The organism is Microtetraspora sp. AC03309, from assembly GCF_020826795.1.
GTDB classification, from domain to species: Bacteria; Actinomycetota; Actinomycetes; order Streptosporangiales; family Streptosporangiaceae; genus Microtetraspora; species Microtetraspora glauca.
In genome coordinates this window covers 64,988-76,105 of record NZ_JADDIL010000043.1, presented here as the reverse complement: position 1 = coordinate 76,105, position 11,118 = coordinate 64,988, and the positions used below count along the sequence as shown (strand labels likewise).

Annotated in this window: 12 protein-coding genes; 5 read left to right on the top strand and 7 right to left on the bottom strand. The window is 72.3% G+C overall.

The window, feature by feature from the left end:
* Positions 1–899: MFS transporter (locus IMZ11_RS24595; RefSeq protein ID WP_228644704.1), on the bottom strand; the 899-nt coding region annotated here is incomplete at its 3' end.
* 58 nt (positions 900–957) lie between these two features.
* Here IMZ11_RS24595 and IMZ11_RS24590 point away from each other — a divergent pair.
* Complete coding sequence (locus IMZ11_RS24590) at positions 958–1,770, top strand: AraC family transcriptional regulator (protein WP_228644703.1); 813 nt, start codon at positions 958–960, stop codon at positions 1,768–1,770.
* Here the strand turns inward: IMZ11_RS24590 and IMZ11_RS24585 are convergent.
* Positions 1,698–2,684 carry a pirin family protein gene (locus IMZ11_RS24585; protein WP_228644702.1) on the bottom strand — a complete coding sequence of 329 codons (987 nt, stop codon included), beginning with the start codon at positions 2,682–2,684 and terminating at the stop codon, positions 1,698–1,700. The two genes, IMZ11_RS24590 and IMZ11_RS24585, sit on opposite strands and share 73 nt — an antisense overlap.
* A gap of 126 nt (positions 2,685–2,810) precedes the next feature.
* Here IMZ11_RS24585 and IMZ11_RS24580 point away from each other — a divergent pair, with 126 nt between their 5' ends.
* Positions 2,811–3,275 (top strand): MarR family winged helix-turn-helix transcriptional regulator, encoded by a 465-nt coding sequence (locus tag IMZ11_RS24580; protein WP_061256917.1) that lies wholly within the window; start codon positions 2,811–2,813, stop codon positions 3,273–3,275.
* 18 nt (positions 3,276–3,293) lie between these two features.
* On the opposite strand, the gene IMZ11_RS24575 is transcribed toward IMZ11_RS24580, so the two are convergent.
* Entirely contained in the window at positions 3,294–3,674 is a 381-nt protein-coding gene (locus IMZ11_RS24575; protein ID WP_228644701.1) for a VOC family protein, read from the bottom strand.
* An 18-nt stretch (positions 3,675–3,692) separates the two neighbouring features.
* Positions 3,693–4,562, bottom strand: coding sequence for a helix-turn-helix transcriptional regulator (locus IMZ11_RS24570; protein WP_228644700.1), 870 nt, complete (start codon positions 4,560–4,562; stop codon positions 3,693–3,695).
* 102 nt (positions 4,563–4,664) lie between these two features.
* Between IMZ11_RS24570 and IMZ11_RS24565 the strand changes: the two genes are divergently transcribed.
* Positions 4,665–6,053 (top strand): MFS transporter, encoded by a 1,389-nt coding sequence (locus IMZ11_RS24565; RefSeq protein ID WP_228644699.1) that lies wholly within the window; start codon positions 4,665–4,667, stop codon positions 6,051–6,053.
* 71 nt (positions 6,054–6,124) lie between these two features.
* Here IMZ11_RS24565 and IMZ11_RS24560 read toward each other — a convergent pair whose 3' ends face one another.
* The 3 genes from IMZ11_RS24560 to IMZ11_RS24550 are packed head-to-tail and all read right to left on the bottom strand — an operon-like array spanning position 6,125 to position 8,815.
* Positions 6,125–6,856, bottom strand: a complete 732-nt coding sequence (locus tag IMZ11_RS24560) for an FAD:protein FMN transferase (RefSeq protein WP_228644698.1) — start codon at positions 6,854–6,856, stop codon at positions 6,125–6,127.
* Positions 6,856–7,416 carry an FMN-binding protein gene (locus IMZ11_RS24555; RefSeq protein WP_228644697.1) on the bottom strand — a complete coding sequence of 187 codons (561 nt, stop codon included), beginning with the start codon at positions 7,414–7,416 and terminating at the stop codon, positions 6,856–6,858. Before IMZ11_RS24555 ends, IMZ11_RS24560 begins: the two co-directional genes overlap by 1 nt.
* 10 nt (positions 7,417–7,426) lie before the next feature.
* Positions 7,427–8,815, bottom strand: a complete 1,389-nt coding sequence (locus IMZ11_RS24550) for a ferric reductase-like transmembrane domain-containing protein (RefSeq protein WP_228644696.1) — start codon at positions 8,813–8,815, stop codon at positions 7,427–7,429.
* Between the two features lie 149 nt (positions 8,816–8,964).
* Here IMZ11_RS24550 and IMZ11_RS24545 point away from each other — a divergent pair, with 149 nt between their 5' ends.
* Together IMZ11_RS24545 and IMZ11_RS24540 are read left to right on the top strand one after the other, a co-directional pair.
* The gene (locus IMZ11_RS24545; RefSeq protein ID WP_305075900.1) at positions 8,965–9,693 is read left to right on the top strand and encodes a response regulator transcription factor; all 729 of its coding nucleotides are present in this window, start codon (positions 8,965–8,967) and stop codon (positions 9,691–9,693) included.
* Complete coding sequence (locus IMZ11_RS24540) at positions 9,690–11,111, top strand: cell wall metabolism sensor histidine kinase WalK (protein WP_228644695.1); 1,422 nt, start codon at positions 9,690–9,692, stop codon at positions 11,109–11,111. Before IMZ11_RS24545 ends, IMZ11_RS24540 begins: the two co-directional genes overlap by 4 nt.
* Positions 11,112–11,118: the final 7 nt, after the last annotated feature.

The following is an 11,118-nucleotide window of genomic DNA, read 5'->3' as shown; positions in this document are numbered from 1 at the left end:
GCCCCCAACGGCCCCACCCTCAGCTCCCCCTGCAGGTGGAGGGTGAGAGAGAAGATCAGACCCGCGTACGCGGCCGACACCAGGCAGCAGTTCACCAGCCCCGGCACGATCCCCGCGCGCAGGGTCAGCCGGAGGTCGAGCAGGGGAAAGGCGGTCCTGCTCTCGTGGCGGACGAAGGCGGCCAGCAGCCCCGCCCCGGCCAGGAGGGCGATCCACGTCCAGGGCCGCCAGCCGTACTGCCTGCCGACCATCAGCGGGACGGTGAGGGCGAGCATGGCCACGGTGAGCAGCGCGACGCCGGCGGGATCGAGCCGCACCGACCGGTCGCCGCCGACGACGGGCAACGTCCGCCGACCGGCGGCGAGCACCACCAGTCCGACGGGCAGGTTGATCAGGAAGACGGCCCGCCAGCCCAGTCCGGGCAGATCCGCACCCGCCACCAGCCCGCCGAGGAGTTGGCCCACCGCGACGCACAGCCCGATCACCATCGCGTACAGCCCGACGGCCCGTTCGCGTGCCCGCCCGGTGAATCGCAGCTGGATCAGCGAGAACACCTGCGGGATGAGCAGCGCCCCCGCGACCGCCTGGGCGACCCGCGCCACGACGAGGACGGCGACCGACGGCGCGAGCCCGCACAGCGCGGAGGCCGCGGTGAAGCCGGCGACGCCGGAGAGGAAGGCCCTGCGGTGACCGAGGATGTCGCCGAGGCGGGCGCCGGTGACGATCAGCACGCCCAGCGTCAGCCCGTACCCCGTGGCGATCAGCTGCACGGTCGCGCCGTCGGCGGCGTAGGCGCGCTGGATGGAGGGGAGCACGACCGTGACGATGTTGCTGTCCAGTGACGCCATGGCCTGGCCGGCGAGGAGGACCGGCAGGACGGTCCGTTGGGCGGTTCTCATGGCGGCCACCATCGCCCGCCGCGATCCGGACCGTCTTGAACGAATATGATGCCCAGCCGTGGAGTTCGCCGTACATGTGGTGGTCTGCACGGACACGACCCCCGGCTGGTCGGCGCCCCGGCCGATCGACGCCCACCAGATCGTCTTCGTCCGCCGCGGCGGCTTTCGCGTGCGCAGCGACGGTGAACGGCTGACCGCCGACCCCAGCCTGGGCTACCTGCTGATCCCCGGACGCGACCACCGCGTCTCGCACCCGATGGGCGGAGACGCCTGCACCACGATCACCGTCGGCGACCGGCTGTGGCACGAGGTCACGCAGGGGCGGCCGGTGCGCGCCGGCGTTCCCGTGGACGGCCGCCTGGAGCTCGCGCACCGGCTGCTGCTGCGTGGCGCCGACCCCGAGCCGCTGGTCCGCGCGCTTGAGCTGGTCGCCGCCGTCCCCGCGAGCCACGGGCGGCCGGAGCTGGCCGCGCTGGCGCGTGAGGCGGTGCTGTCCGGCGTCCCCGACGCCTCCGATCTGGTACGGCTGGCGCGCACGCTCGGCGTCTCTCCCGGTCACCTCAGCCGGACCTTCCACGCGCACTGCGGCATGACGTTCAGCCGCTACCGCAACCGGGTGCGGGTGAGCGGGGCGCTGGCCAGGATCGAGCAGGGCGAGACCGACCTGGCCCGGCTGGCGGCCGAACTCGGCTTCGCCGACCAGGCCCACCTGGCCAGGACGGTCCGCCGGGAGACGGGCCGCCCGCCCGGCCGGATACGGGACCTGTTCACCGGGCCCGTTCGGCAGGCGTCCCTTCCTCAGGCGTCCGGCGTCGCGGTCCGCACGTCGGCGTGGGCGGCCGGGATGCTGCCCAGGCGCCCGGCCTGGTAGTCCTCCATCGCGGTGATGATCTCCGCCTTGGTGTTCATGACGAAGGGTCCGTAGGCGACGACCGGCTCGCGGATCGGCAGGCCACCGAGGACGAACACGTCCAGCCCACCGGTGCGGGAGTCCTGGCGGGCGTCCGCCGCGACGGTGATGGTGTCGCCCTGGCCGTAGACCGCGAGCTGCCCGGCGCTGATGGGCCGCCGCTCGGCGCCGACGGTGCCGCTGCCGCCGAGGACGTAGACCAGCGCGTTGAAGTCGGTACGCCACGGGAGCGTCAGCGACGCGCCGGGCGTGACGGTGGCGTGCACGAGCGTGATCGGCGTGTACGTCGAGCCGGGCCCGGCGTGGCCGCCGACCTCGCCGGCGATGACGCGGACCAGCGCGCCGCCGTCGTCGGAGCTGAGCAGCGCGACCTTGCTGGAGGTGATGTCCTGGTAGCGGGGCGCGGCGAACTTCTGCGCGCGCGGCAGGTTCACCCAGAGCTGGAGGCCGTGGAACAGCCCGCCGCTGGCGACGAGGTACTCGGGCGGGGTCTCGATGTGCAGGATCCCCGAGCCGGCCGTCATCCACTGGGTGTCGCCGCCTCCGATGAGGCCGCCGCCTCCGTGGGAGTCGGAGTGGGCCATCTCCCCATCGATCATGTAGGTGACGGTCTCGAAGCCCCGGTGCGGGTGCCAGGGCGTGCCCTTGGGCTCTCCGGGGGCGTATTCGACCTCGCCCATCTGGTCCATGTGGATGAACGGGTCCAGGGCGCGCACGTCCACCCCGGCGAAGGCCCGCCGTACGGGGAAGCCCTCGCCTTCGAGCGCGCGGGGCGCGGTGGTCACGGAGACGACGGGGCGGTCGGCGGCGGTCAGCGGGTCGGGCAGGGGGACGCGGGGCAGGGCGAGCGTGTTCTCCACGGTGACGGCGGGCATGGGGCCTTCCTTCCGGTCGCGCAGTGGTCGCGGGGCGGCGTACGGCACAAGGTCGTTTCGCCGTCAACGACATTCACTCTACCCAATGTCGTTTCGCCGTCAACTATTCCCGGTAGGCTGGGCGGCATGGACGAGGTGCGGTGGCTCGATTCGGAGGAGCAGCGGGCATGGCGTGCCTACCTGGACAGCACGCGGCTGCTGATCCAGGCCCTCGATCGCCAGCTCGAAGCCGACTCGGGCGTCTCCATGCTCGACTACGAGGTGCTGGTCGTGCTGTCGGAGGCCCCCGACCGGCGCATGCGCATGCGCGATCTCGCCGACGCCGTGTTGTCGACCCGCAGCGGCGCGACCCGGGCGGTGACCCGGCTGGAGCGGCTCGGCTGGGTACGCCGTACCGACTGCGCGGACGACAGGCGCGGCACGGAGGCCGAGCTCACCGAGGAGGGCCTCGCGAAGCTCGCGGCCACGGCGCCGGGGCACGTCGCCGCGGTCCGTGCCCACATGTTCGACCTGCTCACGCCACGCGAGGTGGAACACCTCCGCACCGTCGGCACCAAGATCCGCGACCATCTGCAACATCCGGCGTCCTGACCGGGGGCGCCGGGACGCTCAGGCCGGTTCCAGCCGGTGGTGCAGTAGGCAGAACTCGTTGCCCTCGGGATCGGCGAGCACGATCCACGGCTCGTGTCCCGTCTGCCCGATGTCGGCGCGGGTCGCGCCGGCCGCGAGCAGGCGCACCAGTTCCTCACCCTGCTCCCGGTCGGTCGGGTTCACGTCGATGTGCAGGCGCAGCTTCACCTGCCTGGGCTCGCGCGACTGATTGAACACCAGGGTCGGCTGGAGGCCGCCGAAGCCCCCCTCCGGCGGGCCGATGCGCACGCTACCCTCGAGCCGGTCCAGCACGGCGAAGCCCAGCACCTCGCACCAGAAGGCGGCGAGCCGTTCCGGATCGCGGCAGTCGAGGACGAGCTCGGTGATTCGGCATGCCATGCTCGTCGGCATACCCGATCAGTGCGCGTGGTCCACCACAAGAGCAGCACGAAAGGTACCGAGCCTGGCGACGCGCGCGCCGCTCTCCTCGTCCAGCGGCGTGTAGACGACGATCCTGGTCTCCGGCAGGGACGACAGCGCGAGGCTCGTGGAGGTCATCCGGATCAGACCGACCGCGGAATGCTGGAAGATCTTCATCCGGCTCCCCTGCCTGGCCACGTCATGGGTCGCCCACATCGCGGCGAAGTCGGGGCTCTCCGCGGACAGCCTGCGCACGAACCCGGTCCACGCGGGCTCACCCATGTGCCGCGCGTACGCCGCTCGGAGGCTGCCGACCATCTGCGGGAGCTCGGCCCCTCGGTTCACGACGGGGTTGCAGCAGTCGGGCGCCGTGAATATCTGCCACAGCGCGTTCCGCCGTTCCGGCGGCTGCCGTACCAGGTTGGCGAAAAGCAGCGCGTACGTGGCATTCCAGGCCAGTAGGTCGTACCGGCTGTTGTAGACGCCCGCCGCGAGAGGGTCCAGGTTGTCCAGGATCGTGCGGACCTCGGCCGCGATGCAGTGATCGGCCTCGGACTCCGGCACCTCGGGCAGGTCCGCGAGCCGGTAGAGGTGCTCCAGCTCCGCCGCGTCCAGCCGCAGCGTGCGCGCGATCGCGTCGAGCACCTGCACGGACGCGTTGATCGGCCGGCCCTGCTCCAGCCAGGTGTACCAGGTGACCCCCACGCCCGCGAGCTGCGCGACCTCCTCGCGCCGCAACCCCGGAGTGCGGCGGCGCAGGCCGGGCGGCAGCCCGACGTCCTGCGGCGCGATCCGCTCCCGCCTGCTCCGCAGGAACGCTCCGAGCTGGCTCCTACGGGCCCCCGGACCCGTCGTCGCTGAGTTCACCCGCCCATCCTGGCCAATGTCCCGAGCGCGTGCCAGGTGGTGTCAGTACCAGGATCACCAGGCTCTCTGTACCCGTATCCGTGCGGCCGGAGCATGACAGCCATGACCACTGCAACCGCCGTCCCGACCCGATCGCCCGCAGGGCGACGCTCCGCGTCCTGGCTGCTCGCCGTCATCCTGACCGGGCAGTTCATGGCCATCCTCGATGTCTCCATCGTCAACGTCGCCGCGCCGACGATCCGCGCCGACCTGGGGACCGGAGGGTCCGCTCTCCAGCTCATCATCTCCGGCTACACGATCGCCTACGCGATGCTGCTGGTCACCGGCGCCAGGCTGGGCGGCCTGACCGGCTATCGCAAGGTCTTCCTGTCCGGGCTCGCCCTGTTCACCCTGGCCTCCCTGCTGTGCGGGCTCGCCACCGCCCAGGGACCGTTGATCGCCTTCCGGCTGCTCCAGGGCGCGGGAGCCGCCCTGATGGTCCCGCAGGTGCTGAGCCTGATCCAGCTCACCTTCGACGGCGCCGCGCGGGCCCGGGCGATCGGCCTGTACTCCGGCGTCATCGCCACCGCCGCCGTGGTCGGCCAGGTCCTGGGCGGGCTACTCGTCACCGCCGACCTGTTCGGTACGGCATGGCGCCCCGTCTTCCTGGTCAACGTGCCGGTCGGGATCGTTCTCCTGGCGGCGGGCGCCCGGCTGCTCCCCGGGGAGCACGTCCGGCGCGACCAGGGAATCGACATTCCTGGGCTCGTCACGCTGTCGCTCGCCGTGTCGCTGCTGGTCGTCCCTCTCGTCCTGGGCCACGAGGAGGACTGGCCCCTGTGGGGGTGGATCTCCATGGCCGCGTCGGCCGTGCTGCTCGGCGTGTTCGTCCTCGTGGAGCGCCGAGCGGCGCACCCCATCGTGCCCGCCCGGTTGCTGCGTGCCCCCGGCTTCACCCCGGCGGCGTTGGCGATCTTCCTCAGTATGGTCTCGTACGGCGGGTTCCTGTTCACCCTGGCGCTGCACCTCCAAGGCGGCCTCGGCGACGGCCCGCTGCGCGCCGGTCTGACCTTCGTTCCGGCGGCCGTGGGCTTCGCGCTGGTCAGCCTCACCTGGCAGCGTCTCCCCGCCGCGTGGCACCGTGCGATGATCACGATCGGCCTCGTGACCGCTGCGGCCGGATATCTCGGCGTGGCCCTCACGCTCCGCGACGGCGGCCACGGCGAGCCGCTTCTCGAGATCGTGCTCGCGGTGGCCTCGGTGGGGCTCAGCTTCGCGTTCGGCCCCCTGCTGACCGTCGCGCTGCAAGGTGTGGCGCCCGCCGACGCCCCTGACGCCAGCGGGGTGACCGCCATGATGCTCCAGCTCGGCCAGGTGGCCGGCGTGGCCGCGCTGGGCACGCTCTTCCTCTCGCTTCGCCCGTCCGCGCACGCGATGGCGGTCACGGGGGCCGGGCTCGCCGTCGTCGCCCTCGCCGCCGCCGCGACCTCACTTCCTCTGCTGCGCCGGTGAATGGCGCCGCTGGGTCGTGTCCGGCAAATCAAGCCCTGCTGCGCACGGCCCATACGGCGCCTCGCCGCGCACTAGCCGGCCGGAAAACCGGACGTGTTCCAGGTGCCGCCCTCTGATGTGACCGCGAACGCCTCCATCCCGTCGAGTCCCTCCACCCACTCCCTGGCCGCGCCGCCCATGGCGAAGGCCGCCGTCGCGTACGCGTCGGTCATGGTCAGGCTCGCGCCGACGAGGGTGATCGATGCCAGTTCGATGGCCGGTCGGCCGGTGTGCGGGTCGAGGATGTGCGGCCCGCGCTCCGCGGTGCCCGAGGTGGCCACGGCGAGGTCCGTCCCGGTCACCACGGTGGCGAGATCGCCCGGCCGCAGCGGGTGGGCGACGCCGACGCGCCAGGGCCGCCCGGGGGCGGCGGACCCGGCGAGCTGGATGTCGCCCCCGCCGTTGACGCAGTGGTTCGGCGCTCCCGCTCGGGTGAGGATGAGCGACGCCCGCTCGATCGCCCATCCCTTCACCATGGCGGAGGGGTCGAGCCGGCCTCCTGGACGGGCGGTGAAGTACCCCCGTGAGGCGCGGGCCGCCGATTCGCACAGATCGAGGACACCCGCCACCTCCGCCGGGCAGTCCGCGAGGGCGATCTCGCCCCTGCCGAGCCGGCTGACCGGACTGTCCGTGCGATACGTCGAGAAGGTCGCGTCGACATGGTGCAACCAGGCCACGGCCTCTTCGAGGGCCCGGGTCGCGTCGACGGGGTCCCGTACGTCGAAGGAGAAGACGGTGCCCATGACGTGCTCGACGTGGCGCATCAGAGCCCGGCCCTGTCGAGGGCGCTCTGCAACGAGGTGATGTACCCCTCGCTGGTGTAGGTGGCTCCGGAGACCGTGTCGATCCCGGCCGACTGGGCCGAGAGCGCCGCCTGGTTCAGGATCGGGAGCGCCCGGTTGTTGATGGCGATGTCCCTGTGGTTGTTGTCGGGGGCCTGGAGCACCTTGACACCGGTCACCTTGCCGCCGGAGATCACGAGCTCGACCTGCACCGGGCCCCAGCGGGTGTCGGCCGCGTCACCGGTGACCGTCTTGTCGCCGCTCGTCGCGCCCGCGCTCGCGCCGTCACCGGTCCAGGCGCCCGAGTTCGAGGAGACCCCGCCTTCCCCGTGGTCGCCCCCGGGAGGACCGAACCCGTCACCGTCGCTGTCCCCGTCACCGTCGCCGTGGCCGTCGAACCCGGGGTCGCGGCCGGAGAGCGCTTCGGCCCGCGCCCCGGCGGACGGGCGGTCGGCGGACGCGGTGATCTCGTGCGGTTTGAAGGACAACAACAGCACCAGGCCGACGGTGGTGGCGAGCACGGCCAATATCGCTCTGCGCATGAGCCTTCCTTCAGAACTCGAACGATTCGTGGTGGATGCGCCTCTTCGGCACTCCGGCGGCGCGCAGCGCGGACACCACGCTGCGCGTCATGCTCTCCGGTCCGCACACGTAGACCTCGTGCTCGCGCAACCCGGGGACGCGCTCGGTGAGCGTCTCCGGCGTGAACGGATCGCCGATCTCGCTCCGCGGTCCGACGCAGTAGTGCAACGCCGCCCCGCGGGCGGTGGAGATCGCCTCAAGTTCGGCGCGGAACACCAGGTCGCCGGTGGTCCTGGCCCGGTAGAGGAGGGTGAGGTCGCCGGGCGCCGCCGGTACCGACTCGAACAGGGCGCGCACGGGCGTGACACCCACGCCTCCGGCGATGAGCAGCACCTTGCGCCCCTTGAGGCGGCCCGCCGTGAACGCGCCGTACGGGCCTTCGGCGACCACCCGCGTGCCGGGGCGCAGGCGGGCGAGCGCGCGGCTCTGGTCGCCCAGGTCCTTCACGGTGATCCGCAGCTCGCCGGGACGCGGCGCCGCCGACAACGAGTAGGGGTTGGGAGACCACCACAGGTCCCTGGTGAGGAACCGCCACCGGAAGAACTGGCCGGGCTCGGCCCCGAGCCTGTCGAGACGGCGCCCGGAGATGTGGACGGAGACGACGCCGGGAGCCTCCTGGACGACCCCGGCGACTTTGAGCCGGTGCCGGAACGCCTGCCGTACGGGCATGAGGAACCGGTACCAGACGACCAGCACCGCCACCGCGACGTAGAGGACGTACCAGGCCGTACGGGCGGCGGGGAAGGTCAGGAACTCGCTGCCGTTCGCGAGTTGGTGCCCGAAGGCCAGCCAGGCCACGAGGTACGTGTAGAAGTGCAGGTGGAACCAGGTCTCGTAACGCAGCCGGCGCCGGACGGCGCGGGCCGAGACGATCCCGACGCCGACCAGGAGCAGCAGGGCCACCGTGGCCTTGAGCACGTCGGGATAGGTGAGGTTGAGCGTCACGGTCTCGCTCACCACGCCGGTGCCGTCGGTGACCGCGTAGCCCCAGATGATCAGCAGGGTGTGCGCGACGGCGAGCCCGACGACGTACCGCCCGCCCATCGAGTGCCAGCGGGCGAGCCTGTCGGAGCCCACCCCGCGCTCCAGCGCGGGGACCCGGGCCATCAGTGCGAGCAGCACCGCGAACGCGTACCCGGCGAGGAGCCCGGTGATCCGACCGGCGTTGGTCAGCCAGCCGTCCAGCCCGGAGACGCTCGGCGTGCCCGCCCACCACAGGCCGAGTACGGCGAGCGCGCCCACGGCGACGGCCACCAGGACGGCCTCGGGGCGCGCGCGGGCGCCTCCCTGCGGCATGGCCCGGTGCGTGCCGTCGACGGCTCCCCCGTTCCGAACCGGCGATGTGAAGGCGGTGCTCACGGAGATGTCCCCTTTCCTCGGTCCGTGGATCACCGTGCCAGTCGAACTTCTCAGTTCCCTATGAGGCGGGGCATACCGGAAGGATTCATAGGATTCTCAGAGCCGGCTCAGAGCATCCGCCGGGGAACAGGGAGGACGTTGTCATCACTATGCGTACGACCTCCCGCGATCTCCCTGAGCTGGTCCGCCCGGACGGAACCCCGGTCCGTGTGCTCGTCGTCGACGACGAACCCGACCTCGTCGAGGTGCTCGCCGCCGTGCTGCGCTACGAGGGGTGGGAGGTGCGCTCGGCCGCCGACGGCACGGCCGCGGTGAACGCCGCCCGCGAGTTCCATCCCGACGCGGTGCTCCTCGACGTCATGCTCCCCGACATCGACGGCCTGGAGGTGTTGCGCCGCCTGCGCGCCGAGGCGCCGCACGTGTGCGTGCTCTTCCTGACGGCCAGGGACGCCGTGGAGGACCGGATCGCCGGGATCACCGCGGGCGGCGACGACTACGTGACCAAGCCATTCAGCCTGGAGGAGGTCCTGGCCCGGCTGCGCGGCCTGCTGCGCCGCGCGGGCATGGCCCGGACCTCCCAGGGAGCCCGCCTGGCCGTGGGCGACCTGACCATGGACGAGGACGCGCGGGAGGTGACCCGCGGCGGCGAGCTGGTGGAGCTCACCCCGACCGAGTTCGAGCTGCTGCGCTTCCTCATGCGCAACCCGCGCAGAGTGCTCAGCAAGGCGCAGATCCTCGACCGGGTCTGGTCCTACGACTTCGGCGGCCAGGCCCACGTGGTCGAGCTGTACATCAGCTATCTGCGCAGGAAGATCGACACAGGACGCCGCCCGCTGATCCACACGGTCCGCGGCGTGGGATACGTGCTCAAGCCATGAGACCGCGCACCCTGCGAGCCCGGCTGGTGATCGGCGTGCTCGCCCTGCTCGCGCTCGCCTGCGCCGCGGTCGGCACGGCCGGCTCCCTCTCGCTGGAGCGGTTCATGGTGGACCGGCTCGACGCGCAGCTGTCGATGACGACCGGGAAGTTCGCGGCGAGCCTGGAGCACGGGGGAAGGTACGGCGAGCGCGGCGACAGCCGCGGGCAGTCCCTCGGGACCCTGGGCGCTCGTCTCCTGAACGGCCAGGTGACGCACGCCGCCGTGGTGGCGCCGGACGGAGCGGACGTCAGCCTCTCCGCCGGAGACGCCGCCGCCCTCACCGCCGTGCCGGCGGACCGGCGCGGCCACACCGTGGAACTGTCGGAGCTGGACGACTACCGCGTCATGGCGATCGAGGGCGCCGACGGCGACGTCCTCGTCAACGGCCTTCCTCTCGAGGGCGTCAACACCACGATCCACCGCCTCCTGATCGCCGAGATCGTGGTGTTCGCCATCGTCATGGTCGTCACCGGGATCGCCGGCGCGACGTGGGTCCGGCTGTCGCTGCGCCCCCTGCAACGGATGGCGGCCACGGCCCGCCGGGTCAGCACGCTGCCGCTGGCCAGCGGCGCCGTGGCGCTGCCGGACCGCGTACCGGACGAGGACCCGCACACCGAGGTCGGCCAGCTCGGGGCCGCGTTCAACCGCATGCTCGGCCATGTGGGCGAAGCCCTCGCCCGGCGGCACACCAGCGAGCAGCGGATGCGCACGTTCGCCGCCGACGCCGGTCACGAGCTGCGCACTCCGCTGGCGACGGTCCGGGCCCACGTCGAGCTGGCCAGGCGCCACCCCGGCGAGGTACCGGACGAGATACGGCACGCCCTGGAGCGGATCGACGCGGAGTCCTCCCGCATGGGCACGCTCGTCGACGATCTGCTGCTGCTCGCCCGGCTGGACGCGGGCAGGCCGCTCGCCCGTGACTCGGTGGATCTGAGCCGCGTGGTGATCGACGCCGCCGGGGACGCCCGCGTCTCCGCGCCGGACCATCACTGGCGGCTGCGGCTGCCGGAGGAACCGGTCACGATCACCGGCGACGCCGACCGGATCCACCAGGTCGTCGCCAACCTGCTGAGCAACGCACGCGCCCACACCCCGCGGGGCACCACGGTCACCGTGTCCGTACGCGTCCCGGCTCCGGGAGCGGCGGAGCTGGTCGTGCACGACGACGGGCCGGGCATCCCCGAGGAGGTCCAGGGAGAGATCTTCGAGCGGTTCGTCCGGGCCGACAAGGCGCGCGCGCGTGCCTCGGGCGGCAGCGGCCTCGGGCTCGCCATCGTCAAGGCAGTGGTCGTCTCGCACGGCGGCACCGTGTCCGTGGAGAGCCGCCCCGGCAGTACGGACTTCCGCGTGCTTCTCCCCGGCCCGGCGGCCGGTTGAGTCACCG

What these genes read in the sequence shown, in the direction of transcription:
- IMZ11_RS24580 (WP_061256917.1), top strand. Translation starts at nt 2,811, where the DNA reads ATGGACGAGGTGCGGTGGCTCGATTCGGAGGAGCAGCGGGCATGGCGT.
- IMZ11_RS24555 (WP_228644697.1), bottom strand. Translation starts at nt 7,416, where the DNA reads ATGCGCAGAGCGATATTGGCCGTGCTCGCCACCACCGTCGGCCTGGTG.
- IMZ11_RS24565 (WP_228644699.1), top strand. Translation starts at nt 4,665, where the DNA reads ATGACCACTGCAACCGCCGTCCCGACCCGATCGCCCGCAGGGCGACGC.
- IMZ11_RS24540 (WP_228644695.1), top strand. Translation starts at nt 9,690, where the DNA reads ATGAGACCGCGCACCCTGCGAGCCCGGCTGGTGATCGGCGTGCTCGCC.
- IMZ11_RS24560 (WP_228644698.1), bottom strand. Translation starts at nt 6,856, where the DNA reads ATGCGCCACGTCGAGCACGTCATGGGCACCGTCTTCTCCTTCGACGTA.
- IMZ11_RS24545 (WP_305075900.1), top strand. Translation starts at nt 8,965, where the DNA reads ATGCGTACGACCTCCCGCGATCTCCCTGAGCTGGTCCGCCCGGACGGA.
- IMZ11_RS24575 (WP_228644701.1), bottom strand. Translation starts at nt 3,674, where the DNA reads ATGGCATGCCGAATCACCGAGCTCGTCCTCGACTGCCGCGATCCGGAA.
- IMZ11_RS24585 (WP_228644702.1), bottom strand. Translation starts at nt 2,684, where the DNA reads ATGCCCGCCGTCACCGTGGAGAACACGCTCGCCCTGCCCCGCGTCCCC.